25 protein-coding genes are annotated in these 25,293 nt (G+C 65.5%); 7 read left to right on the top strand and 18 right to left on the bottom strand.

The window, feature by feature from the left end:
• Positions 1–7 precede the first annotated feature (7 nt).
• The 15 genes from tatC to HPY83_00545 form a co-directional block, all read right to left on the bottom strand.
• Positions 8–811 carry a twin-arginine translocase subunit TatC gene (tatC, locus tag HPY83_00615; GenBank protein NPV06447.1) on the bottom strand — a complete coding sequence of 268 codons (804 nt, stop codon included), beginning with the start codon at positions 809–811 and terminating at the stop codon, positions 8–10.
• Positions 804–1,661, bottom strand: coding sequence for a hypothetical protein (locus HPY83_00610; protein NPV06446.1), 858 nt, complete (start codon positions 1,659–1,661; stop codon positions 804–806). The genes tatC and HPY83_00610 overlap by 8 nt, the downstream gene beginning before the upstream one ends.
• A 16-nt stretch (positions 1,662–1,677) precedes the next feature.
• Entirely contained in the window at positions 1,678–2,094 is a 417-nt protein-coding gene (gene nusB, locus HPY83_00605; protein ID NPV06445.1) for a transcription antitermination factor NusB, read from the bottom strand.
• A gap of 6 nt (positions 2,095–2,100) precedes the next feature.
• Complete coding sequence (locus tag HPY83_00600) at positions 2,101–2,445, bottom strand: Asp23/Gls24 family envelope stress response protein (GenBank protein ID NPV06444.1); 345 nt, start codon at positions 2,443–2,445, stop codon at positions 2,101–2,103.
• 23 nt (positions 2,446–2,468) lie between these two features.
• Positions 2,469–3,224, bottom strand: a complete 756-nt coding sequence (fabG, locus tag HPY83_00595) for a 3-oxoacyl-[acyl-carrier-protein] reductase (GenBank protein ID NPV06443.1) — start codon at positions 3,222–3,224, stop codon at positions 2,469–2,471.
• Positions 3,221–4,180, bottom strand: a complete 960-nt coding sequence (gene fabD, locus HPY83_00590; GenBank protein ID NPV06442.1) for an ACP S-malonyltransferase — start codon at positions 4,178–4,180, stop codon at positions 3,221–3,223. The genes fabG and fabD overlap by 4 nt, the downstream gene beginning before the upstream one ends.
• On the bottom strand, positions 4,180–5,136 hold the full coding sequence (fabK, locus tag HPY83_00585; protein ID NPV06441.1) for an enoyl-[acyl-carrier-protein] reductase FabK: 957 nt from the start codon (positions 5,134–5,136) through the stop codon (positions 4,180–4,182). Before fabK ends, fabD begins: the two co-directional genes overlap by 1 nt.
• 106 nt (positions 5,137–5,242) lie before the next feature.
• Positions 5,243–5,428 (bottom strand): 50S ribosomal protein L32, encoded by a 186-nt coding sequence (gene rpmF, locus HPY83_00580; protein NPV06440.1) that lies wholly within the window; start codon positions 5,426–5,428, stop codon positions 5,243–5,245.
• A gap of 25 nt (positions 5,429–5,453) precedes the next feature.
• Positions 5,454–5,993: a DUF177 domain-containing protein gene (locus tag HPY83_00575; GenBank protein NPV06439.1), complete on the bottom strand. Its 540-nt coding sequence runs from the start codon at positions 5,991–5,993 to the stop codon at positions 5,454–5,456.
• A 317-nt stretch (positions 5,994–6,310) separates the two neighbouring features.
• Complete coding sequence (locus HPY83_00570; GenBank protein NPV06438.1) at positions 6,311–6,781, bottom strand: ATPase; 471 nt, start codon at positions 6,779–6,781, stop codon at positions 6,311–6,313.
• A 4-nt stretch (positions 6,782–6,785) separates the two neighbouring features.
• Positions 6,786–7,298, bottom strand: a complete 513-nt coding sequence (gene coaD / locus HPY83_00565; GenBank protein NPV06437.1) for a pantetheine-phosphate adenylyltransferase — start codon at positions 7,296–7,298, stop codon at positions 6,786–6,788.
• 13 nt (positions 7,299–7,311) lie between these two features.
• On the bottom strand, positions 7,312–9,717 hold the full coding sequence (gene recG / locus HPY83_00560; protein ID NPV06436.1) for an ATP-dependent DNA helicase RecG: 2,406 nt from the start codon (positions 9,715–9,717) through the stop codon (positions 7,312–7,314).
• A complete protein-coding gene (locus HPY83_00555; protein NPV06435.1) occupies positions 9,711–10,571 on the bottom strand; it encodes a DegV family EDD domain-containing protein in 861 nt (286 codons plus the stop codon). The genes recG and HPY83_00555 overlap by 7 nt, the downstream gene beginning before the upstream one ends.
• Before the next feature lie 42 nt (positions 10,572–10,613).
• Complete coding sequence (locus HPY83_00550; GenBank protein NPV06434.1) at positions 10,614–12,278, bottom strand: DAK2 domain-containing protein; 1,665 nt, start codon at positions 12,276–12,278, stop codon at positions 10,614–10,616.
• Positions 12,279–12,297: 19 nt separating this feature from the next.
• The gene (locus HPY83_00545) at positions 12,298–12,654 is read right to left on the bottom strand and encodes an Asp23/Gls24 family envelope stress response protein (protein NPV06433.1); all 357 of its coding nucleotides are present in this window, start codon (positions 12,652–12,654) and stop codon (positions 12,298–12,300) included.
• A 227-nt stretch (positions 12,655–12,881) separates the two neighbouring features.
• Between HPY83_00545 and HPY83_00540 the strand changes: the two genes are divergently transcribed.
• Positions 12,882–13,061, top strand: coding sequence for a 50S ribosomal protein L28 (locus tag HPY83_00540; GenBank protein ID NPV06432.1), 180 nt, complete (start codon positions 12,882–12,884; stop codon positions 13,059–13,061).
• Here the strand turns inward: HPY83_00540 and HPY83_00535 are convergent.
• Entirely contained in the window at positions 13,058–13,771 is a 714-nt protein-coding gene (locus HPY83_00535; protein ID NPV06431.1) for a ribulose-phosphate 3-epimerase, read from the bottom strand. The genes HPY83_00540 and HPY83_00535 overlap by 4 nt on opposite strands.
• Before the next feature lie 13 nt (positions 13,772–13,784).
• Positions 13,785–14,072: a hypothetical protein gene (locus tag HPY83_00530; protein ID NPV06430.1), complete on the bottom strand. Its 288-nt coding sequence runs from the start codon at positions 14,070–14,072 to the stop codon at positions 13,785–13,787.
• 37 nt (positions 14,073–14,109) lie between these two features.
• Between HPY83_00530 and HPY83_00525 the strand changes: the two genes are divergently transcribed.
• The 6 genes from HPY83_00525 (at position 14,110) to HPY83_00500 (ending at position 23,698) form a co-directional block, all read left to right on the top strand.
• Positions 14,110–14,994: a DUF3048 domain-containing protein gene (locus tag HPY83_00525; GenBank protein ID NPV06429.1), complete on the top strand. Its 885-nt coding sequence runs from the start codon at positions 14,110–14,112 to the stop codon at positions 14,992–14,994.
• A gap of 90 nt (positions 14,995–15,084) precedes the next feature.
• Entirely contained in the window at positions 15,085–16,269 is a 1,185-nt protein-coding gene (locus HPY83_00520; GenBank protein ID NPV06428.1) for an FAD-dependent oxidoreductase, read from the top strand.
• 1,222 nt (positions 16,270–17,491) lie between these two features.
• Entirely contained in the window at positions 17,492–19,159 is a 1,668-nt protein-coding gene (locus HPY83_00515) for a Gfo/Idh/MocA family oxidoreductase (protein NPV06427.1), read from the top strand.
• Positions 19,160–19,300: 141 nt separating this feature from the next.
• Positions 19,301–20,431 (top strand): hypothetical protein, encoded by a 1,131-nt coding sequence (locus HPY83_00510; GenBank protein ID NPV06426.1) that lies wholly within the window; start codon positions 19,301–19,303, stop codon positions 20,429–20,431.
• A 182-nt stretch (positions 20,432–20,613) separates the two neighbouring features.
• Positions 20,614–21,747: a radical SAM protein gene (locus HPY83_00505; protein NPV06425.1), complete on the top strand. Its 1,134-nt coding sequence runs from the start codon at positions 20,614–20,616 to the stop codon at positions 21,745–21,747.
• Positions 21,748–22,228: 481 nt separating this feature from the next.
• Positions 22,229–23,698: a hypothetical protein gene (locus HPY83_00500; protein NPV06424.1), complete on the top strand. Its 1,470-nt coding sequence runs from the start codon at positions 22,229–22,231 to the stop codon at positions 23,696–23,698.
• Here HPY83_00500 and HPY83_00495 read toward each other — a convergent pair.
• Positions 23,695–25,275, bottom strand: coding sequence for a nicotinate phosphoribosyltransferase (locus HPY83_00495; protein NPV06423.1), 1,581 nt, complete (start codon positions 25,273–25,275; stop codon positions 23,695–23,697). The genes HPY83_00500 and HPY83_00495 overlap by 4 nt on opposite strands.
• Positions 25,276–25,293: the final 18 nt, after the last annotated feature.

Below are 25,293 nucleotides of genomic sequence, written 5' to 3'. Positions count from 1 at the left end.
GTAGGCTCTACGCCAGACGGGCGAGCTGCACTCCCAACTCGTAGAGCAGCACCATTGGAGTCATCACCACCATCATGGTGACTGGGTCAGGGGTGGGAGTGACGATGGCCGCCACGACGGCCAGGATCACGACGGCATAACGCCTGCCGCTGGCGAGCTTCTTATGGTCCACCACCCCTAGCTTGCTGAGGAAGTAGATGAGCAGAGGGGTCTCGAACACGAGGCCCACCCAGAACATGAGGGTAGTGACGAAGTCAATATAGCGCTGCACCTGGTAGGTGGGCGAGATGATGTCCGCCATGAAACCGCTCAGATACCTGATGGAGAAGGGGATGACCACGAGAGCGGCGAAGACGGCCCCAGAGGCGAAGGCGATGGTGCCGGAGGGCAGCAGCCAGTAGAGGTAGCGCCGCTCGTTGGGGTACAGGCCGGGGAGGATGAACTGGACGATCTGGTAGAGGATCACCGGCATGGAGATGATGACGCCTAGAACGAGCGCTACCTTGAAGTACATGAAGATGGAGTCGGTAGGGCCCAGAGCCACTACTTCAGCCTGCTCGGGGAGGGGGCGGATGAGCAGCTCGAAAACCTGGCGTGCGAAAATGAAACCGATCACCGTTCCGATGGCCACCCCAATGACAGCCTTCATGATGCGGTCACGGAGCTCGATGAGGTGCTCCATGAGCGTCATCTCGCCCTCATTGAGCTCGGGTGGACACTCCGCTGCGGTCGGCTTAGGCAGCCGCGACGACCCGGCACCACCGGGCCGTCGCGACTCGGCCACGTCTAGAGCTTTGCTGGTCTCAGCCACGTTTCACCCTTCCTAGCCGCGCCGCCACTGCCCGGCGGGGACGCGGGTTGAGGCGAGCCGCACTTGTTGCCGGATGAGCTCGAGGCGCCCCCGGCCTGGGCGCTGCCAGGCGGGCCATCCGTGCCTCTCGCGAGGCGGCGACGAGGTCGACCTGGTGGCCGTTGCCGCTGTGGGTGGCCCGTGGGGCCTGACGCCACACCGGGAAGACCTTGGTTCCCACGACTTCATTCAGGCTGCGCCAGCCGCCGTCCTCTCCCCGGACCAGCAGCGTGCCCACTATCTCTTCCGCCAACTCCTCCTTAGCCGGCCCCTTCGCCGAGGCCACGTCTCGACCGCTCTTGGTCGCTGCTGCACTGTGCGAGGGAGCGGGGGCCGAGCTTACCGGCGCGGCTGCCTTGGCCGGGCCCGAGGCCGGTCTTGGTGCCGATGTGGCGGAGGTTGTACTAGTGCTGGCGGCGGCAGGCTGAGCCTGCGCGCTGGCTGTAGCGGTGCGCCTGGTCCCTGCAGCCTCGGCCGCCTTGGCGCCTTCGTTTACGGCGGCAGAAGCTTCCTTGACGGCCTCATCTACCGAGGCGGCTACTTCCTTGGCGGCGCCGGCCAGGTCTCGCTGAATGTCCACCACGTCGGAGCGGATGTGCTGCATTTCCTCGCGGACGGTCTCCAGGTCTCGGGTGATCTCGCGCCAGTCCTCGAGGAGCTCTGGGTCGAGGTTGTTCACCATGTTGCGCAGATCACGGACCGCTTGGCCGGCCCTGCGGGCGACCTCAGGCAGTCTCTGAGGCCCGAACACGAGCAGGGCCATGATCAGTAGAAGGAGGAACTCGCCTGGTCCGATGTTGAAGAAGTTCATACGCCCTCGGGCACTCCTAACTCCTGCCGGCGGCCTGGTAGCCGCGTACCATCGCTCCAAGCACCCCGTTCACGAAGCGTGGCGAGCTATCGGTACCATATCGCTTGGCCAACTCGACCGCTTCGTTGATGGCCACCTTCTGGGGAGAGTCGCCATAGAGAAGCTCAAAAGCGGCGAGCCGCAGTATGCTGGCGTCAACTGGGGCAACCTGCGCCAGGGGCCAGCCGGGAGCGTGATCCTCAATGGCACCATCCAGGACTGAACGGTGCTCGGCCACTCCCTCGACTAGGTGCCGGGCAAACTTGACCACGCTGGGCGAGTACTGCAGTTCCTGCAGCCGGCGCTCGAGGACGACGAGAGGATCGCGGCGGGCAACCTCCGCCTCGTAGAGGACTTCCAGTGCCAGCGCTCGGGCGATCCTTCGTGGTTTCATGACCGGTCAGGCATAGGTAGCTGCCCGTACCCCCTCGATCTCGATGTTGACATGCTGTACCTGCATGTCGGTCATCTCAGTAATGGCTCGGGCCACAGCGCTCTGCACCCGCCTGCTTACCTCGAGCAGGCTGAACCCGGCGCTGATGACGAGATGCAGCTGTATCGCCACAGTGTCCCCATCAATGCGGAGCTGCACCCCACGGACTCGACGGCCTCGTGCAACTCGAAGCCAGCGACCGCACCCCCCCTCCTGCAGCCGCGCTACCCCGGGGACCGATAAGGCCGTCAACGCAGCGATGGTGGCAATGACGCGGGGATGGACGACGATCCGATCACGGCCGGATGGCACGAGCACCCTCCATGAACGAAATGCTAATGCATCAGGAGACCACCGTCAACACTAAGGACCTGCCCGGTGATGAAGCCAGCGCGCTCTGATGCCAGAAAGACCACCGCGGCCGAGACGTCAGCGGGCTGTCCCAGCCGGCCCAGGGGAGTATTGCGCAGCGCTTCGGCCACGAGCGATTCAGGCAGCCCGGCTGTCATCTCGGTCTCGATTAGGCCCGGGGCCACCAGGTTGACGGTGATGTTGCGCGATCCGACTTCCTTGGCCAGGGCCTTGGTGAACCCTACCAGCCCGGCCTTGGCCGCGCTGTAATTGGTCTGCCCCGCGTTGCCGCCCAACCCGGACACGGAGCCGATATTGATGATGCGACCGTACCGCTGCCGCATCATGGGACGGAGGGCGGCCTTACTGCAAGCACAAGTGCCCTTGAGAACTGTATCCAAGACCAAGTCCCAGTCGTCCTCGGACAGGCGCAGGAGCAATGTGTCCCGGGTGACACCGGCGTTGTTGACTAGGATATCCAGCCGGCCCATTGCCTCTACAGCCTGCTGAACCATCTCGCCCGCGGCAGCGAAGTTCGAGACGTCTGCCTGCAGGGCAAGTGCCCGTCGCCCGAGCTCCCGGATTCGCTCCACCACTTCCTCGGCCGCCGTCCGGTTACCGCGGTAGTTCACCACCACATCGACACCACTCTCTGCCAGGTCCAGCGCCACCTGGCGGCCGATGCCTCTGCTTCCCCCGGTCACCAGAGCCACTCTATTGAAAGATGATGCTTGAATCATGGTGTCTCCTCCAGTTCCCGTATCACCGTCTCGACCTCGTCTGCCGTGGTGACGGGCCGGATCGAGGGCGCCCCTCCGATACGCCTGCATAGACCGGCCAGGACGGGGCGTGGCCCGAGCTCCCAGAGCCTCTCAGCCCCCGCCAGTACCATCTCCTGGACCACTCGAGGCCAGTGAAGGGGCCGCACGAGCTGGCTCACCATCTCCGAGCGGATGGTATCGGGGGTGCTCAGAGCCTGTATGTAGGCGTTGCCTACCACGGGGAAAGCTGGAGGCTGGATGACCGCCTGAGCGACGAAGGGAGCGAAGGCTTCGGCGGCGCTTTGCAGAAGTGTAGTATGAGACGCTACCCCGACGGCCAGGCGCACCAAACGCCGAGCGCCGCGCTCTCGGGCCAGCTTCTCTACCAGATCTAGCGACCGATTGTGCCCTGCGACGACTAGCTGGCCGGGGCAGTTGTAGTTGGCCACGGCGACATGACCACTGGTGGCCTCTCCCGCCTGGGCGCAGATCTCCTCCGTCGTCTCTTCCGTCAAGCCGAGCACGGCCAGCATGCCCGTGCCGCCATCACGGCCTGCGGCCGCATCCATGCACTGAGCACGGGCTCGGACTAGCCGAAGCCCCTCTGCGAGCTCCAGGGCTTCGGCGGCAACCAGGGCACTATACTCCCCCAGGCTGTGTCCCGCTGCGACCACGGGGTGCACACCGGTACGCTGTTGCATCACGCGCCAAAGGGCGATGCTGGTGACCAGCACGGCCGGCTGGGCGTTGCATGTACGCTCCAACTGCTCGTCGGGGCCCTGGAAGCATAGCTGGGAGAGGGGCTCGCCCAGAGCCTCGTCGGCCTCATCGAAAGCGGAGCGAGCCTCAGGGAAGCGCGCATAGAGGTCCGCGCCCATTCCGGCGAACTGAGTGCCCTGACCGGGGAATACCAAGGCGAGCCCCGAGGTGAGCACTAGCCGGCTCCCACGGTGACGTAGCGGGCAAGGCTCTGAAGGCAGGCCTCCGCCTCCGCCATGATGCGCTCGATGACTTGGGCACAGGGGAGGATGTCATTGACCAGGCCACAGGACTGGCCGCTCATGACGGACCCGGTCTCTACATCGCCCTCCAGCGCGGCACGGCGGAGCCGTCCGGTACCGAAGCGGATGACCTCTTCCTCCGAACAGCCGCTTCGCTCCAGCTCGGCGAACTCATGTGTCATCCGATTGCGGATGGCGCGCACCGGGTGCCCCAGCGAATGCCCCGTGGTCACGGTGGCGCGATCGCCTGAGCGGACGAGCTTCTGCTTGTAGTTGTCGTGGGCGATGCACTCAGTAGTGCACACAAACCGGGTTCCCATCTGAATCCCCTGAGCCCCGAGGGCTAGCGCCGCTACCAGCCCGCGGCCGTCGGCGATGCCTCCGGCTGCGATCACCGGCACGCTGACGGCATCCACCACCTGCGGGACCAGGGGCATGGTCCCCACGTCCCCGATGTGGCCTCCGGACTCGGTGCCTTCGGCGACCAAGGCATCTACTCCGGAACGGGCCAGACGCCTCGCCAGGGCCACGGAGGCGACTACGGGAATGACCACGATGCCAGCTTGCTTGAGCTTGGGAACGTGTGGGCCAGGGTTGCCGGCGCCGGTCATGATGACCCGCACTCCCTCCTCGATGCACACGTCAATGACACTGGGCACGTGAGGTGAGAAGAGGGGTATGTTGACTCCGAAGGGCCGGTCAGTGAGGCTCTTGGCCAGGCGTACCTGGTCCCGCACGTAGTCGGGAGGGCAATCGCCCCCGCCGATAACCCCCAATCCGCCGGCCTCGGAGACGGCTGCGGCGAGCTCGGCGGTAGCGATCCACGCCATGCCGCCCTGGACGATGGGATAGGTGGTACCGAGCAGGTCACATAGTGGGGTTCTGATCATGCTGCCTCCTGATGTCGGGAGCAGGCCACGGGCGCAGGGAAAGGGACGGCCGTGCACACGAGGCGCACGGCCGATCGGCTTTGAGCTCTACGCTCCGTCGGGCAGCCTAGCCTTCACCCATGTCTACCACGTCCCGACCGCGATAGGTGCCACATGAGGGGCAGACGTGGTGCGGTAGGCGCGACTCGCCGCATTGCGGGCAGCGCACGAGGTTGAGCCGGGGCAGGACATCGTGTGCCCTACGGCGATCCCTGCGCCCCTTTGATACTTTTCTCTTCGGTACTGCTCCCATGTCTTCTCCTATAACACTCCCGGTTCTACTGAGTCGCGGCCTGGTTGAAGACCTGGCGCAGGGCCTCCCACCGGGCGTCAGGCTCGGGTTCGCATTCACAAGGACCCTCGTTCAGGTCCTGCCCGCACCGCGGACAGATGCCGGCACAGGCGACGGTGCACAGGGTCTTGAGCGGCACGCTGGCTTCCAACTCCTGTCGGGCTGCCTCATCCAGGTCGAGCACATTGTTCGGCCCGATGAGCAACTCCTCTTCTATGACCTCGTCCGGTTCCGGCCAGACGCGAAAGCCAGTGCGAATGTCCACTGTGGGACGGTACTCATCGGCGATGTGCACGGTCAGGGTGGTCTCAGCCTTCTTGAGGCAGCGAGCGCAATCCACCTCGGCCTGAGAGCTCAGGTCGGCCTCGACCAGTATTCCTTTCTGCGTACGCATCAATCGGACCGAGCCGGTTATCTGGCCGACGAGCCGGGCGCCCTCGAGCTGGAACTGGGGTTCCTCGTCCACCTGGTACTGCCGCGTAGCGCCGCTCGGGCCCTTGAGGAGTTCAGCGACGTTGTACTGCATCACAGCCTCCAACCCTCAATTATAGGGTCTGCCGAGAGAGGGCAGCAAACTGATCGGTTCCGGGGGGACAGGCAGGCGAGAAGGCACCGCTAGGATAAGGAGTGACGACGTCGAGAGCTCTGCCAGCACTAGGCGCTGGCATGCCGTCCCACCTGGGCTGGCGGCGAGCTAGGAGGCAACCAACATCGGGCGCAGGGTGGCCCAAGTCCAGCGAGATTCAGAGAAGCTGACCCTCCGGCCAGGGGAGGGAACCGGCCGCCGGATCAGGCGGCGGGGGTAGGAGTAAGGGGGACCGGGAGCCCCGGCGAGGGAGGCCATCAGGTGCGCGTGCCGGTCTGCCCATCCTCGTTGGCGCTGACGCTGGCCAGTCCATTGCGCACTACTCGCTGGACGTTAGTCAGATGCTGGTCGAGTTGGCGGAGCACTTGGGCAGCGTACTCGTCGGCCCCCTGGCGGAGGGCTGCGGCCTGCTGCTCGGCCTGACGGACAATCTGCTCCGATCGAGCCCTGGCGGCTTGGGCCAGTTCGTGGTCATCTATCATGAGACTGATGCGCCGACGCGCTTCCTCGGTGATGCGGTCGGCTTCCTCCTGGGCCTCGGACACGATACGAGCCCGCTCCTGCTGCATGCGCCGAGCCGCCTTGATCTCCTCGGGGACGGCGATGCGCAACTGATCTATGATCTCGAGGAACTCCTCTTCGTTTATCACCACACTGGAGCTCAGAGGAAGGCGACGACTCCGGTTGAGCAGCGATTCCAGGCGATCTACCAGTTGGAGGATATCCATGTCCTCAACCCTCCCGGCCACTGGAGGCTGTATCTGCACGGTTCCGAAGTCGATCGGCCACGGCACGGGCGACATGCTCGGGCACCATGCACCGGATGTTGCCCCCTGCTCTGGCGACGTCCTTCACGATGGTCGAGCTGAGAAACGCATGCTCGAGGCTAGTCATCAAGCAGACGGTGTCCACCCGAGAGTCAAGCTTCCGGTTAGTCAGGGCCATCTGGTACTCGTATTCGAAGTCGTAGGTCACCCGCAGGCCACGCACGATAACACGCGCCCCCTGGGCGCGGGCAAAGGCGACTGTCAGACCTGAGTAAGGCACCACAGAGGCGTTGGTGATGTCCGCCACTGCCTCCCGGAAGAGTCCTACCCTCTCCTCCACGGAGAAGAGGAGGTCCTTGTTGGGCCTATCGTACACCCCTATTACCAGTTTGTCGAAGAGCTGGGCCGCCCTGCGCGCGATATCCAGATGGCCGTGGTGAATGGGATCGAAGGTGCCGGGATAGATCGCTACAATCACTTGCTCTCCGCCTTCAGGCCGTGGTCAGGTCGGGCTCCCAGAAGCGCACCAGGGAGGCACGCAGGTCCCGGTGTTGCGGCGCTATCAATTCAGGATCGTCCGCGATGATCCGCTGGGCTGTTGCCCTAGCCAGTTCCAGCGTTCGCATATCGCTCAGGCGGGCTACCTTGAGGTCGGGCAGGCCGCTCTGACGTGTGCCCAGGAATTCCCCAGGCCCTCTTAGCTCGAGGTCTATCTCGGCTAGCCGGAATCCGTCGGTTTCGTTCTCGATGGCCCGCAGTCTGCGCTCACCTAGCTCGCCTGCCCGATCGGAAAGGAGGATGCAGTAGGAGCGGTGCTGGCCTCGGCCCACGCGGCCGCGGAATTGATGGAGCTGTGCCAGGCCAAAGCGGTGGGCCTCCTCGACCATCATGACGGTGGCGTTGGGGACGTCTATGCCCACCTCGACCACGGACGTGGACACCAGAATGTCCAGGTCGCCTCGGGCGAAGGCCTGCATGGTCTGCTCCTTCTCGTCAGGACGCAGCCGGCCGTGGAGCAACCCCAGGCGCAGGTCAGGGAAGATCGTGGTGCGCAGCCGCTCATACTCCTCCACGGCGGCTCGTGTGTCCTCCAGCTCCGAGCCCTCGATCACGGGGCAGATCACGAAGACCTGCCGACCCCGCTCCACCTCCGTGCGGAGGAAGGCGTAGATCCGCTCTCGGTCCCTATCGCCGCGCCAGGCGGTGACGATGGTCTGACGGCCTGGAGGAAGTTCGTCCAGGGTGGAGACGTCCATGTCCCCGTACAGAGTGAGCGCCAAGGTGCGGGGGATGGGAGTAGCGCTCATCGCTAGCACGTGAGGGTGTCGGCCTTTGGCGGCCAACTCCGCCCTCTGGATCACTCCGAAGCGATGCTGCTCGTCCACCACCACTAGACCTAGGTCGTGGAATGCCACCTCCTGCTGTATCAGGGCCTGGGTGCCCACCACGAGGTTGACGCGCCCATCCGCCACCGCCTCCCTCGTGGCAGCCTTCTCTTGGGACGACAGGCTGCCAGTGAGCAGCGCTACTCGAGCGGAAGCGAAGCGGGCATCCTCGGTGTGCTCCAGGAGGCGCTGAATCCCGTGGTAGTGCTGCTCAGCCAGGATCTCCGTGGGTGCCATAAGGGCGGCCTGTTTGCCGTTGGCTATCGCCATCAGCATCGCGCCTAAGGCGACCACTGTCTTGCCCGAGCCCACGTCCCCTTGAAGGAGCCGGACCATGGGATGGCGTTGAGCCATGTCCCGTCGGATCTCCTCGAGCGCGCGCTTCTGGGCGCCGGTCAACTGGAAGGGAAGACCGCTCTGGAACTGCTCAATCCAGGCATCGTCCACCGGGAGGGGCTCACTTGGAGCCTGGTGGGCTCGGAGCCGGCGTTGCAGCAGGCCCAGCTGAAGGACGAGAAACTCATCGAACGAAAGCCGCTTGCGGGCCCGGTCTAGCTCGTCCCAATCGGCGGGAAAGTGCATCGCCTGAATGGCCCACTGTAGGTCGATCAGGCCCAGGCGCCGCCGCAGCTCCTGGGGAAGCGGATCGCGTACTGCGGCCAGGTAGGTGTCCAGGGCGCGCTTGACGACCTTGCGGACCCAGCGGTGGCCTAGTCCCTCGGTCAGGGGATAGATGGGAACCAGACGTGCGGTGTTGAGGTGCTCCCGGGTGAGGGGTTCCCACTCCGGCGACTCGAAGTTCAGCTGACCGAGGTGCTGCCCCACCCGTCCTGAGACGATGAAGTCTCGGCCTGGCCGGAGCCGACTCTCCAGCGCACGCCGGTTGAACCAAGTGGCCTGGATGCTGCCCGTGGTGTCGGAGAGAGTGGCGGTGATGACCCGAAGGTTGGTGCGCACCTGTCGGGTGCGAACGTTGGATACCCTCACCATGACGGATACCTCGTCGCCCACCCGCAGCCGGTTGATAGTCTTCAGGGCCGAGTAGTCATCGTGCCGCCGGGGGAAGAGGTACAGGAGATCGCGAATGGTGTGTACGCCCAGCCGAGCGAGCTGCCGCTTCCGCAAGCTGCCGACGCCGGGAATGTGCTCAACCGGCTGGTCAAGTTCGGCCTCGGTGGCCTCGGTCGCCCGAGTGATGTCTTCCTGCTGCTCCCGTTCCCGTGCTGGGGGGGCGCTGAAGCGATCGCGCAGCCGGCTCATCACCAGGCGAGCGGCTTGCTCGCGCTCCTCGGGGGTCTTGTTGCCATAGCCTGACAGGTGCTCGACTACTTCGGCGGCGAAGCCGCGATCGAGACCCTCGGAGGCGGCGTTCTCAGCCCAGTGCTCCAAGAAGGCGTCCAGACCGCCGATTACGGCGCGGTTAGCGTACCGTTGATCTCTCTCTTGGCGCAGGACTACGGCCAGCTTCTTCAGAGCTGCACCTACGCCGGCCGGCACCGATTGGCTCACCATCCGCCTTGCAGCCCCTCAGAGACGAACAGGCCTACGGCCGCCGTGCCCACTAAGGCGGCGACAAGCGGGCCGTAAGGGACGACGGGCACCTCTAGCCCCGGGCAGCTCTGCATGATGCGCTCTCGAAGCTCCTCCACGTCCAGCGGCAAGGGCGACGGACCAACCAAGATGGCCAGCTCAGAGACGGTGGCAAACTCGAGCACGAAGTCCGTCAGCTTCTCCACCGGAGTAGTGCGAGGAGTGACCTTCTCCAGGGGCAGAAGGCGACCCTCCTCCAAGACCACGAGGGGACGCACACCCAGTATTCCGGCCAGGATAGCCTGGGCCGGCTGAATGTCCACCGACTGCTCCAGGGATTCGAAGTCCTCACTGTAGAATAGGGTGTAGACGCGCGACATAAGGGAGCGAACCAGCTGGGTGACCTCCGGCAGCTGGGCCTCCTGGGCGGCGGCCAGGGCGACCGTCTGCACGATGCGCTTCAGACCGTAGGAGACGGACATCGAGTCTATGATCTCGATGCGGGCTCGGCCAAAGAGACCCCGGGAGACCTCCTGAATGGGTTCAGCCACTGGGACCAGCCCGTTAGCCACGTGGACGAAGAGCGCCACCTGGCCAGCGCGCGTCACAGCCTCGAGGAGAGCGGTAACGTCGTCTGTGGAAGGAGGCAGCGGGGTGACCTTGGCGTTGCCTTGTGCTAGGATCTCCATCAGCCGTTCGGTGCTGATGTCTCTGTCCTGCTTGTAGATGGTGTTGCCCACCGAGTAGCGCAGCGGCAGCACGGCCACCTGCAGTTCCTCCGCCTCTTCGGGAGTGAGTTCAGCCGCACTATCGGTGATGATCCTGACGCTATTCATGAGGAAATGCTCCTCTAGCCGTCCGCGCTCTTGAGAGCCAGTTCATTCCACTGCGACGATAAACTGATAGTGAGGCTGACCGCCGTCCACTACCTCAATCTCTAGGTCCGGATAGCGCTTGGCGATGGCCTCGGAGAGCTGCCGGGCGTCCTCTTCAGACGTGTCGCGGCCTCTGTAGATGGTGGCGATCTCATAGGCTTCGGCATCAAACTCGCGCAGGGCCCGGAGAGCCACCCGGACTACGTTGCTGCCAGTGGCGACCAAGTCTGTGTTGAGGAGAGCGATATACTCTCCCTCCTTCACCCGAATGCCATTGACTCGCGCCGCTCGAGTGGCAACGGTGAGTTCGATGGTCTGAACCTCCCGGCTGCTCTGGGTCATGGTCTCGATATTCTCATCCAGGTCGAGCTCGTAGTTGAAGGCCAGGAGGGCTCCGATGCCCTGAGGAACCGTGCGCGTGGGGACGAGAGCGACACGCTTGCGGGACATGGGCAGGACTTGCTGAGCGGCCATGATGACGTTGGTGTTGTTGGGCAGGATCACCACCGACTCATTGGGGAGCGACTCAACCGCCTCCAGCAGCTCCTCGACACTGGGATTCATCGTCTGGCCGCCCTCGACCACCACGTCCGCCCCCAAGCTCTCCAGCACTCTCCTGAAGCCCGCGCCCTGAGCCACGGCCACGATGCCGACCTTCTTCTGGGGCTTAAGCTCCGGCTCCCGGGAGCGCTCGGAGATGAAGTGCTGGTACTGCTCCTGCATGTTTTCCACCACTACGTCGCTGACGGAGCCGATGGTTACGGCGTAGTTGAGCGGGTCACCGGGTCGATCGGTGTGAATGTGGACCTTAACTGTAGTGGAGTCGCCCACCACCAGCAGGCTGTCGCCCATGCCGGCCAGCTGGGCGCGGATGTCCTCCACGTCCAGCTGGCGACCGCTGATGATGAACTGAGTGTCGTACCCGTACTCGCTCTCGGTGGCGAAGGTGGAGAGGTCTACCGTGCGGCGAAGCTCGCCATTGGCCCGCACGGTGAGGCCGCAGAGGTGGCGGTAGACCCCCTCTAGGATGATGAAAAGCCCCTGTCCCCCGGCGTCGACTACCCCTGCCTCGGCGAGCACGGGCAGAAGCGAGGGGGTGGCGGCAACGGCATGTCGGGCGGCGTCGGTAGCAACGCCCAGAAGCTGGCGCACGTCCATGCTTTCGTTACGGGCGGCGCGGGAGGTGGCTGAGGCGACCTCTTTGGCCACGGTGAGGATGGTACCCTCGACCGGGCGCATGACACCTTGATACGCCATGTCTCTGGCGGCGACGAAGGCTTCGGCCAGGGCCCGGGCACCCAGCTCCTGCACCCCCTGCAGGGCGATGGACATGCCTCTGAGCAACTGGGAAAGGATGACCCCCGAGTTGCCCCGCGCGCCCATCAGGGCGCCTCGCGCCACTGCCTGCAACACGTCGGAGATCTCACCCATCGTGCCGTTGCTGGCCTCGGCCACGGCGGCGCGAAGGGTGAGGACCATGTTGGTGCCCGTGTCCCCGTCGGGGACGGGGAAGACGTTCAGGGCGTTGATGGCCTCGGCATGGTTCTCCAGCCAGGCCAGACCGGCCGCCAGAGCCTGGTGCAGGGCTGCTCCGTCACAGCGAGCGGAGGGGGCGTTCCGACCTTCCGCAGCCGTGCTCTGGGGGAGGCCGAAGCTGCTGTCGGTCACCTGGGTCTCCTCCACTGGGCTACACTCCCGGTTGGCGTGGGCCAATGCGCACATCCTGCACGAACACGTTCACACACAGGGCCGACGTCCCGAGAGCTTGCTCCAGGCGGAAGCGTACGGCATCTATGACGTTGTCTGCCACCGTGATGATACGGGTTCCGTACTCGATGATCACGTGCAGATCCACCTCGATAGCGTCCGCAGCCACAGTGACATGGATACCCTTGGTGGGAGGAGGGCGACGGATGGCGGTCAAGAGTACCTCCTGCCAGGTGCGTGCGGACATGCCCACGACGCCGTAGCACTCGGAGACGGCTTCGGCGGCGATTGTGGCTATGGCGGAGGGACATACCTCAATGGTGCCTCTGTCGCTCATGGCGTCTCAGCTTCGGCCCAGCTGGTGTCGGCGTCCAGCCCAAAGGGGCCCAGTGGTTGGCTCCCGAAGGAGCAGGCTGGCCGCGGCAGCGGCGTCCCGAGCCGTGCCATCCCCGACATGGTGCGCCTGTGGGATTGCCCCAGTCCGAGCCAGTGTGATATGCTCTGCCGTAGCGGCGGGCGGTAGCTCGTCGCCATCGAGTGCGCAAGATATCGGGGGTGATTGCGTTGGCCAAGTGTCAAATATGCGGCAAAGGCACTGCCTTTGGCAACAACGTGAGCCATAGTAAGAGGGCGACGAAGCGAGCCTTCCGGCCCAACCTGCAGAAGACGCTGATACTCCGTGACGGGAAGCCCAAGCGGATCGTGGTGTGCACCAACTGCCTGAAGACGGTACACTCGCGCTAGCCCTGAGCACGGCCTTGAGGTTCGGCGGGCAGCCCCAAAGCGGCTGCCCGTAGTGCTCTGATGGCGGCCTCGACCGGCTTCCCGGCTGAGAAGATGGCCGCCCCCGCCACCAACACGTTCGCGCCCGCCTGCACTAGCCCGCGGGCGGTGCGGAGGCTTACCCCGCCGTCCACCTCCACGTCCAGGTGAGGACGGCCTCGTTCGGAAACCAGCGTGCGTAGGCGGGCTATCTTGTCGTACATAGTGGGGATGAACTGCTGGCCCCCGAATCCCGGCTCGACGGTCATGATCAGGATCAGATCCACGAAAGGGATCACCTCCTCGGCGCAACTGAGAGAGGTGGCGGGGTTCAGGACTAGGCCAGCGGATGAACCGGCCTCCTTGATTGACTCGATGAGCCGGTGCAAAGTCCAGTTCCCTTCCTGGTGCACCAGAAGCATATCCGCCCCGGCGTGGGCGAAGTCGGTCACATAGCGGGCCGGATCCTCTACCATTAGGTGAACGTGCAGGGGGAGCGATGTGGTGCGGCGTACCGCTTCGACCACAAGAGGGCCGACAGTTATATTGGGAACGAAGCGGCCATCCATGACGTCCACGTGAATAGCGTCGGCGCCGCCGCGCTCCGCTGCGGCCACTTCCTCTCCCAAGCGGCTGAAGTCGGCGGACAGAATGGACGGCGCGATCTTGATGGGTAGTAGAGTGGCGGTCATACCGGCCATGGTACTAGCCGGGCGGGCCCGTGGCAAGGGCTACGCAGGTGCGGGCTAGAGCCAGGGGGAACAGACAGGAGGTGCACGTGGCGACGAAGCAGCCGAGGCAATCGGTGGTGAGGGCAATGGCATTCTTGGCGTTGCTGGTCGCGAGCGTGGCGCTGATGCTATCAGGGTGCGGGTCTCGGCCGACTGCGACCCCCACCCCTACGGCGACGCCTACCACCGCCTCGACGGCTACGTCTACCGCCACATCCACACCCACGGCGACGCCCACCCCGACGATTGTTCCCACACCCACCCGCGACCCCAACCTCAATCCGCTGACTGGGCAGCCGGTGGCTGAGGCCCGGCTGCTGAGGCGGCCGCCCATCTTGGCTCGGGTGGGCAACGACCCGCCCATTCGTCCTCAGGCGGGGCTGGCCGAGGCGGACATCGTCTACGAGGACATCATGGATGGCTGGTGGGTGACGAGGCTGACGGCCATCTACCTCGCCCACGATCCGGAGACTATTGGGCCCATTCGGAGCGCGCGGTTGGTGAACATCGAGTTGGCCAACCAGTACCAGGGCGCTCTGGTGCACTCGGGGGCAAGCGATCAGGTGAGGTGGTTCATATCGCAGGAGCCCTTCATCAACCTGGACGAGTTCTTCCACCCGCAGCCCTTCTACTACGTCAATAGCCTAGGCTGGATGGGCCGCCTGCACACGTCCGCGCCTGCCATCAGGGAGTACCTGGAGAGCCGAGGCTGGAACGGCCCAGTGGAGATTGAGGGGTTCGCCTTCTCCGACGAGGCTCCCAGCGGGGAGCCGGCCGAGGTAGTGAGCATCCCCTATCCCGAGAGCAGCGCCGTCACTTTCCGCTATGACGAAGCTAGCGGCTGCTACCTTCGCTGGGTGCGCGGCGTTCCTCACTCGGACCGGAACACGGGTGAGCAGTTGGGGGTGAGCAACGTGATCGTGCAGTTCGTGGAGCATCAGGCCACGGACATCGTGGAAGACACCAACGGCGCCACCTCCATTCGGATCGTGATGATGGGCCGGGGCCCGGCCTGGCTCTTCCGGGACGGCGTGGTGCTGAAGGGCTTCTGGGAGCGAAACGAGAAGCACGAACTGACCCGCTTCGTGACTGCCGACGGAGCGGATATGGAACTGAAGCCGGGACAGACCTGGGTGGAGCTGGTGCCCCCTGGGTACGACATCGAGTACGGGACGGCGGAGTAGCCCGGCACCGCGCCCAAGAGACTGTCCCGCCGGGGCAGGTCGTCATCACAGAGGACCGATGCGCGTAAGGGCATCAAACAGGGGCTGGAGATGCACTACTGGGGTGAGTACGACGTGGTTGTGGCTGGCGGTGGCATAGCCGGAGTAGCCTCCGCCATTGAGGCAGCCCGCTGCGGAGTGTCCGTAGCCCTGGTGGAGAAGACGGTGCTCCTCGGGGGCCTGGCCACCACCGGGCTGATCCTGGTGTACCTGCCTCTGTGCGACGGCAACGGCACCCAGGTCACGTTTGGGATCGCCGAGGAGCTCCTGCACTTGAGCCTGAGATATGGGCCGGGCGAGGTGCCCAAAGGATGGCGCGAGGGCGCGGACCTGGAGGAGCCCAGCCGCTACCGGGTGGTGTTCAACCCTGCGTCGTTCGCCCTGGCGCTAGACGAAGTGGTAGAGGAAGCCGGCATCGAGGTATGGCTGGACACCCTGGTGACCCGGCCGATGGTAGAGAACGGGCGGGTCGTGGGGCTGGAGGTGGAGAACAAAGGCGGGCGGGGCGAGCTGCGCGGGCGCTGCCTTGTGGATGCCACCGGGGATGCCGACCTTGCCTGGCGCGCCGGCGCCCCGTGCGTGGAAGGGCGCAACTGGCTCAGCCTCTGGGTGCTGGAAGTAGACGCGTCGGACGGGGGCGCCGGGAGCGCCCTGCCGAAGATGACCTGGGTGGGCAGCGACGCTAACGGCCGGGGTCAGCCAGGCGATGCCCCGCAGCTGTCTGGATGCGGTCCTCGCGATGCCACTGAGTTCGTGCTTGCTGGCCGACGCTTGCTGCGGGAGCGCTATCGCGACTGCTACCAATCCGGCAAGGCGACGCGGGAGACCCTGTACCCGGTGACGCTGCCGGCGATGCCTCAGTTCCGCACCGTCAGGCGCATCGTAGGGCGCGACGGGATGCGTCCGGGACAGGCTGGCATGGCGCGCGCGGACTCGATCGGGTTGGTGGCGGATTGGCGCCGGGCCGGTCCGGTATGGGAGATCCCCTATGGCGCCCTGCTGCCGCAGGGAGTGGAGAGCCTGGTGGTAGCGGGCCGCTGCCTGGATGCCGAGGGCGACGCCTGGGAGGTGGCCCGGGTGATCCCGCCGGCGGCGCTTACGGGCCAGGCGGCCGGCGCAGCGGCAGCCCTGGCGGTGCGGGCCCAGACTACGCCGGACTTGCTGGACGTGGGGGCGCTGCAAGAGCATCTTCGCCGTCGGGGAGTGCGGCTGCATCTGAGTGAGGTGGGCCTCTAGGCCGCCGGTCCGAGGCGGTTGGAGAGGGCAGGTCGATAGCGAGTACAACCGCTCGGTGGCGTGGGGCGGCTGCCGCCAGTCTGACGCAGGAGCCAAGCCGAGCTGGCCCGCCGTCCACCCGATCGAGCTCAAGCGTGCAGCTCCGAACCGCCATGTCCCCCCAGCCGGACCGGGCGCTGGCTCGCCTGCATTCGGCACTCACGCGATCGGCCCCACCGGCGCTTCTCGCTGAGGTAGGGCCCGGAGGGGGCCTGGCCCGGTGGCGGCGATCGGCCGCCTCCACAGCTTCGCCTCACACACCGTCGTCCTCTGACCGCTATCGCCCAGCCGAGGCGCAGCAGGCGCAGGCGACAGCAGTCTTCGCGGCCTCCAAGGGCGCACGGGCTAACGCATTTCCTACACACTTCCTGTCGAACACTTATTCGCCCAGGCACCTTCCGATGCTATTATGGTGCGAACCCTATCCGATTTGGCACCATCAATCCTGGAGGTCTTCGATGAAGCGTTTGGCGATCCTTGTTCTCGTTGTACTGGCTGTCGGCCTACCTATGGGTGCCTGGGCGCATACGCAAGACAGTCCTATGAGCTCGGACCTCATAGCCGGCCAGCACACCGATGTCGGTGACGTCCTCGTTTGGAACGATAGTGAGGCTCTGTACGTGACCATCGCTGGCCGGGGATGGTGCATTGGTGAGGCGCACCTGCACGTGGCCACTAGCCTCGACAGCATTCCTCAAGCGCGTGGCAATCCCATTCCAGGCCGCTTCGAGCACAAGCGGGAGGGCGAGTGCACCCCAGGAGCCTCCAAGAGGGTGTCGCTTGGATCGTGGGGTGTCGGTACCACGTTGTACATCGCTGCTCACGCGGAGGTCTACCCCTGGATTGATAGTGGGGGTTCGTGCTGCCCGTGCCCTCCTTGTGGAGACCTGTGCGACCGTTGCGACTGCAGCGGTGAGGGTGAGACCGCTTGGGGCGCCGGGAGCCCCTTCCCTGGCGCCAACTGGGCGACCTATATCACTTACGTGGTACAATAGCGCCTCAGTCGCTCCCGGTCAGCCTGCACCCAGCCGGGGCCCGCACGCGCGGGCCCCTTCGCTTCCCCATGCGCGTTGACTCTGCCATCCCCCGCGCGTAGATTGCTGCCACTCAGATCGGATCCAGTCGTGGGGCAGGCCATCCCGGCCGACTCCACCCTGAATCTGGTGTTGGCGGGGGAGACGGCATGAAGAAGGGACTGATGTTCGCGCGCAGCTTCGGAGGGTTCCACCCGGCGGACCATGCTTTTGGGGTCGTCTCTAGAGAGTTGGAGCGGCGCGGAATTGCCACAGTGGAGAAGGCCACTGAGATGGACGCCTTCAGCCACCTGGGTGGGTACGACCTGCTCCTGGTCTATAGCGACCGGGGCGAAATGACGGACGATCAGGCCCGGTCGCTGGTCTCCTGGGTGGAAGCCGGCGGGGCTCTGGTGGTGCTGCACGGGGGCATGGCCGCATTTCCCCAGAACCGCATCTACCATGAGCTTCTGGGGGCGGACTTCAACGGCCACCCGCCGCGCATGCCCTTCACCGTCTGGACGGTGGACCGCGAGCACATGATCACCCGACGGGCCCCGGAGTCGTTCACCATCGAGGACGAGCTTTACCTGGTGACGCAGCGGTGCGACTTCCACCCCCTGTTGGAGGCGCGCCAGTTGGGCCAACCGGTGCCCATATCCTGGGTGCGCCAACAAGGCGACGGTCGGGTGTTCTACCTGGGCCTGGGGCACGACAAGCGCGCCCTGGCCGACGCCAACTTCCTCGATCTGACCTGCCACGGCACGCGGTGGGCTCTGGGCCAGCGGCCGGGGCCGGATGTGCGCCTAGCCCTGGTCGGCTACGGCAACCAGTTCGGCATGGGGCACTTCCACGGCACGCTGGCGACTGTTACCCCGGGGATCACCCTGGTGGCGGCGTGTGACCTGAACCCGAAGCAGATGGAGCTGGCCGCCGAGCACTGGCCCGGCATACGCACCTGCACCGATCCGCTGCAGATCGCCTCCGATCCCGAGGTGGACCTGGCGGTGGTCATAGTTCCCCACAACGCCCACGCATCAGTGACCCACCGGCTGCTGGACGGGGGCAAACACGTGATGGTGGAGAAGCCCTTCACCATCACAGGGGCTGAGGCGGCCGGGCTCATCGAGAAGGCAGCGGCGAAGGGGCTGACTCTGACTGTCTTCCACAACCGCCGCTGGGACCGCGACTATATGGCCGTGAGGACGGTGGCCGAGTCGGGTGAGATAGGGGAGCCCTACCTGTACGAGCTGTTCCTGGCGGGGTATGGCCACCCGGGCTACTGGTGGCGGTCGGACAAGGACGTGTCCGGGGGGCTGATGCACGACTGGGGGGCGCACGGGGTGGACTGGGGCCTGAACCTCATCCGCGATGACGTCGTGGCCGTGAGTGCGTGGACGCAGAAGCGCCGCTGGTTCGATGTCAACGTGGCCGACGCGGCCAAGATGGTAGTGAAGTTCTCCGGGGGCCAGCTGATGGACATCGAGTTCGGCACGCTTTCCGCCTCGCGCAAGGCCTACATGCGGCTACTGGGCACCCGGGGCGCGGTGGAGGTGCGACCGCCTCACCGCGACATCGGCGGCAACGTACTCGTCTACCGGGCGGGCCAGGACGGCATGGCCGAGGAGCTGCTCCCTTACCGGCCCGCGAAGAAGGGGCCGCATACCTGGTCGGACTGGTCACAGGTGGAGGACCTGTACCGCCGCCTGGCGGATCACCTCATCCTGGGCGATCCAGTGCCTGTGACCCCGGAGTCCGCAGCGCGGGTGATTGGTGTGATCGAGGCCGCGAACCGGTCCGCCGAGTCCGGTCGGCCGGAGAAGCCGACGTACTGGTAGGGAATCGTCGCAGGGAAGGGGATTCTACCGCAGAGATCGCAGAGATCGCAGAGAAGACGCATTGACTCTTCGCCCCTTCTTCTCCTCCCCTTCTCTCTGCGCTCTCTGCGGTGAGATCTCCCCTATGGATGGGATGGTGAGATGACTTCACGCGAGCGGATGCTAATTGCCATGACGGGTGGCATGCCCGACCGGGTGCCGGCCACGCCCGACATCTCCAATATGGTGCCCAGCCGGCTGACGGGCAAGCCCTTCTGGGAGGTGTACTACTTCCGCCAGCCTCCCCTGTGGCAGGCCTACACCGAGGCGGTGCGCTACTTCGGGATAGATGGTTGGTTCACGTACGGAGACATGCAGTTCCAGTACCCGGGCGAGCGTTACCAGGCCATTGAAGACATCCGGAAGGGAGATGGCCGCTGGGTGGTGATGGTGAGGGGGCTGCTGGATCGGCTTCCCTGGCGATCGGTCACTACGTACTACGAGGGAGATCCGCCCACCGTCACCGAGAAGCCCATCGAGGACCTCGAGGCCAGGTGGGACCTGGTGGAGAAGTGGATGGCGCCGCCGTTGGGGTACAACCCCTCCCTGCTGCGCCAGCAGCGGGAGGAGTGGGGCGACCTGGGCATCTTCGGGGTGGCGATGGGCTACCCCGGGTTCCAGTCATGGTACGGGCTGTTCAAGGGCAGTCTGGCGGACTTGGCCTACTGGTACTATGAGAAACACGACCTGATCGAGGCCCTGCGGCAGCTCCACCACCGATTGGCGGTGACGCAGATGGAGATGATCCTCCAGGAGCGTCCCGACTTCGTGCTCCTGGGAGGCTCAGGCACCATCACCCTCCAGTCGCCCCGGATTGCTCGTGAGCTCTCCCTGCCCACCATCAAGGCACTAACGGCCATGGCGAAGCAGGCCGGGGTGCCCACCATGCTGCACTCCTGCGGGATAGAGCGGGACCTGGTGCGGTGGTGCGCTGAGGAGACCGATCTGGACTGCATCAACCCCCTGGAAGTCCCTCCTATGGGCGACTGCGACCTGGCCGAGCTCAAGCGCACCTACGGCGACCGGATCGCTCTCATGGGCAACCTGCACACCACCGATGTGATGCTCCGGGGGACGCCCGAGGAAGTGATGCGAGCCTCGAGGGAGGCGATAGAGGCGGCGGGACATGGCGGCGGGTTCATTCTCTCCACCGGGGACCAGTGTGGCCGGGATACCCCGGACGAGAACATCCGCGCCTTGGTCGAAGCCGCGCGCATGTACGGGGAGTACTGATCTCATCGCCGAGAGCGCAGGGGAGACGCGGCGACGGGGAGAGGGGGAGACACGGAGACCGGGAGACGCGGAGACGGGAGTGACTGACCAGTCTCCCCCTCTCCGTGTCTCCGTGTCTCCGCGTCTCCCCCTGCGGTGCTCCTCTTGACGGTGAGAACATACGTTCTTATACTGGGGTCATGGTGCGGGCTCTGGGCGTGGATGAGAAGCTGGAGCTGCTGGTGGGAGCAGCCTGCGTGGAGGCCAGCTCCGCTGAGCTGGCATGCTCCCCCGGGCCGGATCTGACCGGCGCCGTCTTTCGGGCCGCGGCGGGCGGGAGACGCGTGCCTCTACTCAAGGTCCTGCTCAGCAACGCCTGTCAGAACGACTGCGCCTACTGCGCCACCCGGGCCAGTGCCCGCGTGCGGCGGTGCACTCTGAGTCCGGACCAACTGGCCCGATCCTTCGACGACATGCGGCGGAGCGGGCTGGTTCAGGGCCTGTTCCTCAGTTCAGGCCTGTGCGGCGACTCGGTGCGCACCATGGATCGGCTACTGGACACGGTGGAGATCGTGCGAGGCCGCTATCAGTTCACCGGCTATGTGCACCTGAAGGTGATGCCTGGCGCCACGGACGACCAGGTAGAGCGCGCCGGCCTCATAGCGGACCGCATCTCGGTGAATCTGGAGGCACCCAACCCCGCTCGCCTCGGCCGGATCGCGCCCGACAAGGACTTCGGGGCGCTGCTGGGGCTGATGGACCGGATGCGGGCACTCAGGGCGCGCATCCCCGGGTTCGCGCCTGCCGGCCCCACCACCCAGTTCGTGGCCGGGTCGGCAGGGGAGAGCGATCGGGAGCTGCTGGCCTGCGCCGATGGGCTCTATCGGGGCTATGGGCTCCGCCGCGCCTACTACAGCCCCTTCCGGCCCGTGCCCGATTCGCCTCTGCAGGATGTGCCCCCCATGGCCCCAGCTCGGGAGCGTCGCCTGTATCAAGCGGATGCTCTGCTGCGGGAGTACGGTTTCTCCGCCGATGAGATCCCGTACGACGACCAGGGGGATCTGGAAAGTGGCATGGACCCGAAGCTGGCCTGGGCGCTGAGGCACCCGGAGCGCTTTCCGGTGGAGGTCAACACCGCCAGCCGGCAGGCTCTGGTGCGGGTGCCAGGGATCGGCCCCACCGGCGCCCGGCGGCTGCTGGAGGCCCGCCGCCATGCTACCATCCGCGATTTGACCCAGTTGGCGCGCTTGGGGATGCGAGCCGAGACATGCGCTCCCTTCGTGCTGCTGGCTGGCCGACGTCCCCCGATGCAGATGCCTCTTCCGTTGTCCGGCTGACTCCGTGCCTCCCCCTGCCCATCTGGCTGCCGACTGTATCTCTGCTCCAGGTAGGCTGCCGGTAACAGCTCAGGATCAAGGGGACGGATTTGGAGCAGCACCGGCGCTCAGACTGCGGGAGCGGGCCCCGGCTGGATCGCCGGTACGCCCTCCTTCGAGAAGTGCGCGCCCGCCCGTGCCCTGTGTCCATGCGCCGGCCGCGCCTGGGGGCGCGGACTCCTCGGGAAGAAGGAGTGCGCGCGTGAGCGTGCCCTGTGTCCATGCGCCTGGGGGCCCGGGCTGCTCGAGAGGGACTTGAGCGCCATCGCCTTGGCCGCGCAGCCGGCCGAAGAGCCTAGCCCTAGAGCTTGTGAAGGAACCACCTACGCGGGTCTGCCCCGTACGACTGCCGCCTGAGCACCGGCGGTTGTGGGCTTCCCTCGGCCTCGCTATGATCTGCGCTCGGACAGACGGTGTGGATGGAGTTGGCCGGCGAGTTAGGATGAGTAAGCGGGCGATCGTGTTATCCCTGGCGCTTCTGGTGCTGGGAGCATCGGCTTACACGGCGGCGGACATCCTGGAGGGGATGCCTCACTGCCAGGACGAAGTGGCTTACCTCTTCCAAGCCCGGGTGCTGGCGGCCGGGCGTCTCTACCTTCCCTCCTTGCCCGAGAGTGTGCGCGGCTTCTTCGACCACGAGTTCATCGTCAACAACGGCAAGTGGTATGGGAAGTACACTCCGGGCACTTCGGCGCTGATGGCCGTCGGGGAGGCCGCGGGCGTGCCCTGGCTGGTCAACCCGTTGCTGGGAGCCGCCTGCGTGCTTCTGCTCCACCGCCTGGCGGAGAGGCTGTTCTCCCGGCGGACAGCGCTGCTGGCCACGTCGGCGTTCGCGGTCAGTCCCTTCACCTTGCTGATGTCGGCCAGCCTCATGAGTCACGCCCCGGCGCTGGTGGCCACGCTCACGTTCTTGCTGGGCGTCCTCACGCCGCGAGCCCCGGTCTCGCCGAAGGTGATGGCGGGTCGGTACCGCCTGGCGGGCGTAGGGATCGGACTCCTGTTCCTCATCCGGCCGTACAACGTTCTGCCGGTGTCGCTTATCGGCGCGGTGGCCGTTGTGGATGGCCTTCGGACTTTGGCGGTGGACCGGAGGGGGAGGCTAAGCCGGCTGGCGCATCTGGTGGTCCCGGCGGGCCTGCTTTTCCTGCTGGGGCTGGGGTACAACGTGGCGCTCACCGGGCACCCACTCCGATTCCCCCACCAGGCCTACTCCCGCTGGGACTTCATCGGCTTCGGCGAGCGGGGGGTGGAATGGGGACGCGAGTTCAGCACGAACGACGCGATAGACAACCTGGGCGACAACGCCGACGCGTTGGTAAAGACGCTGGTGGCCTGGCCGGGGGCGACGTTGTTGCTGGCCGCGCCCCTAGCCTTCCTGGGGCGCCACCGATGGGAGGCCCTGGTGATGCTCTTGCTGTTCGGGGCGCAGGCCCTGGCGTACGCTCTATACTTCCACCCAGGGGTCTACCTAGGCCCTCGTTACTGGTACGAGGTGTCCTGGGTGCCTCTCATGCTGGCCGCCGAAGGCATCTCCGTGGCTGTCGAATGGCTAGCGGGGCGGCTGAGCCGCCGTGTGATCAACACGCTGTTGGCCGTGGCGCTGATCGCCTTCATCGGGTTGTCGCTGCGGGAGGACTGGCGCCTCCTTCCCGCGTACCGGGGCCACAACAACATGCATCGTCCGGATCTTCCGCCTCTGGCCACCCCAGCGCTGGTCTTCGTGCCCGCTGGGGATTCCTGGCAGGCGTATGGCCGCTACTTTGCCCTTCAGTCCCCCTTCCTCGATTCTGAGCCGGTAGTATTCGCTCGCCATCGGGCCGAGCACAACGTGTGGGAGAACCGGGCTCCGGTGCCCAACGCCATCCTAGAGGGGCACTTTGCCGATCGGCACGTCTACTACCTGCTAGACTAGAGGATCCTGCCCTGGTGGGAGCGATCGGCCCTACTGCCCACTGCCCGCGCTACCAGGTCTTGTTTCAAGTCCCAGAGGCGCTGAGTGAGAGAGACGTGGTAGATGTGAGGATTGATAAGCCGGCGCACCCCCGCATCCAGGCGGGCCATGTCCTCGGTCCGCGCCTGGCGCATCGCCTCGATGCTGGGCATGTCATAGACCTGTGCTCCTTCTCGGAGCACCTCGACCAGCAGGGGCTCGATGGCGGAGATGTCGTTGGAGGCAAGGGTCCGGTGCGCGGTATGATCCACTGGGTGCCGAAGCAGTAAGGGGTCCATCTGCCGGGGGTCCTCGTCAGCGAGCGACAGGAGGTCGGCAGTGGCCTTGCCTCGCTGGTCGTAGATCCGCCAGGCTCTCTTGTGGCCCGGGTTGGGCACCTTGGCCGGCGTATCAGAGACTTTGATGGCCGGCACCCAGCGCCCTCGGTCTTCAATGGCCACCAGTTTGTACACCCCACCCAACGCCGGTTGTCCCTCGGAGGTTATGAGGCGGGTGCCCACCCCGAACGTGAGCCGGCCGATGAGAGCATCGGCATCGCCGCCGTTGCGGCGGCACTCCTCCTCGATCTGATGCAGGATCTGCCAGATCAGGAGTTCGTCCAGGTCACCCGACAGGACTATGGATGTGTTGGGAAACCCAGCCCGATCCAGCATCTGAGCGGTCTTCACGCTCAGGTAGGCCAGGTCCCCCGAGTCCAGCCGGACTCCCACGGGCTCGTGGCCGCGGCGGCGGAGCTCTTCGAAGACCTTGATAGCGTTGGGCACGCCGCTTTCCAGCGTATCTATGGTGTCAACCAGCAGGAGGCAGTCATCCGGATAGACGTCGGCATAGGCCCGGAAGGCGCCCAATTCCCCCTCGCCTAGGGCCATGAAGGCCTGAACCATGCTGTGGGCGTGGGTCCCTCTGGGCGGGTAGCCCAAGACGTGGGATAGCCCGGTATTGGAGGTGAAGTCAGCGCCGCCGATCAGGGCGGCCCGGGCCCCAGCATTGGCGCCCTTGTCATGGGCTCGTCTGAGCCCGAACTCCAGAATGGGCCGCCCTCTGGCGCTGTCGCGCATTCGGGCCGCCTTGGTGGCGACCAGAGTCTGGTAGTTGAGGTGGTTGAGCAGGGGAGTCTCCAGGATCTGGGCCAGGGCTAGAGGGCCCCGGACCACGGTAAGGGGCATGTTGGGGTGTACCACCCGGCCTTCCGGGATGGCGTCCATGCTGATGGCCTCGAATGAGCCATGCCCACGGAGCCAAGTGAGGAAGTCGTTGCCGAAGAGGGGAGAACCGGAGCGCGTGCGCTGCAACCGGAGGTACTCGATGTCCTCGTCGCGGAAGTGAGACTCGCGCATCCAGTCCAGAAGCCAGGCTAGGCCGGCGTTGATGCAGTAGCCGGCCTGGTGGGCGCCGTAGTCGGGATAGGAGCGGAAGAAGTGGTCAAACTGAGCCGGACGCTCGTGCAGCCCCATGCGGTAGTAGAGCTGCGCCATAGTGAGCTGGTACTCGTCCGTCATGAGGATGCCTTCGGCGGTAACCCGCTGTGAAGGAGTCATGCGAACCTCTCGTACTGG

This window comes from Anaerolineae bacterium, assembly GCA_013178015.1.
Classification (GTDB): domain Bacteria; phylum Chloroflexota; class Anaerolineae; order DRVO01; family DRVO01; genus Ch71.
The sequence above is the reverse complement of the archived record's forward strand: the minus strand, read 5'-3'. Positions and strand labels throughout refer to the sequence as shown.

Bases quoted from the DNA above. Each gene is read 5' to 3' on its own strand.
- HPY83_00575 (NPV06439.1), bottom strand. From the start codon at position 5,993: ATGCAGTACAACGTCGCTGAACTCCTCAAGGGCCCGAGCGGCGCTACG.
- rpmF (NPV06440.1), bottom strand. From the start codon at position 5,428: ATGGGAGCAGTACCGAAGAGAAAAGTATCAAAGGGGCGCAGGGATCGC.
- HPY83_00570 (NPV06438.1), bottom strand. From the start codon at position 6,781: ATGGATATCCTCCAACTGGTAGATCGCCTGGAATCGCTGCTCAACCGG.
- HPY83_00520 (NPV06428.1), top strand. From the start codon at position 15,085: ATGCACTACTGGGGTGAGTACGACGTGGTTGTGGCTGGCGGTGGCATA.
- HPY83_00510 (NPV06426.1), top strand. From the start codon at position 19,301: ATGACTTCACGCGAGCGGATGCTAATTGCCATGACGGGTGGCATGCCC.
- fabK (NPV06441.1), bottom strand. From the start codon at position 5,136: ATGATCAGAACCCCACTATGTGACCTGCTCGGTACCACCTATCCCATC.
- fabG (NPV06443.1), bottom strand. From the start codon at position 3,224: ATGATTCAAGCATCATCTTTCAATAGAGTGGCTCTGGTGACCGGGGGA.
- HPY83_00555 (NPV06435.1), bottom strand. From the start codon at position 10,571: ATGAATAGCGTCAGGATCATCACCGATAGTGCGGCTGAACTCACTCCC.
- HPY83_00535 (NPV06431.1), bottom strand. From the start codon at position 13,771: ATGACCGCCACTCTACTACCCATCAAGATCGCGCCGTCCATTCTGTCC.
- HPY83_00515 (NPV06427.1), top strand. From the start codon at position 17,492: ATGAAGAAGGGACTGATGTTCGCGCGCAGCTTCGGAGGGTTCCACCCG.
- HPY83_00545 (NPV06433.1), bottom strand. From the start codon at position 12,654: ATGAGCGACAGAGGCACCATTGAGGTATGTCCCTCCGCCATAGCCACA.
- nusB (NPV06445.1), bottom strand. From the start codon at position 2,094: ATGAAACCACGAAGGATCGCCCGAGCGCTGGCACTGGAAGTCCTCTAC.
- HPY83_00495 (NPV06423.1), bottom strand. From the start codon at position 25,275: ATGACTCCTTCACAGCGGGTTACCGCCGAAGGCATCCTCATGACGGAC.
- HPY83_00610 (NPV06446.1), bottom strand. From the start codon at position 1,661: ATGAACTTCTTCAACATCGGACCAGGCGAGTTCCTCCTTCTACTGATC.
- recG (NPV06436.1), bottom strand. From the start codon at position 9,717: ATGGTGAGCCAATCGGTGCCGGCCGGCGTAGGTGCAGCTCTGAAGAAG.
- HPY83_00500 (NPV06424.1), top strand. From the start codon at position 22,229: ATGAGTAAGCGGGCGATCGTGTTATCCCTGGCGCTTCTGGTGCTGGGA.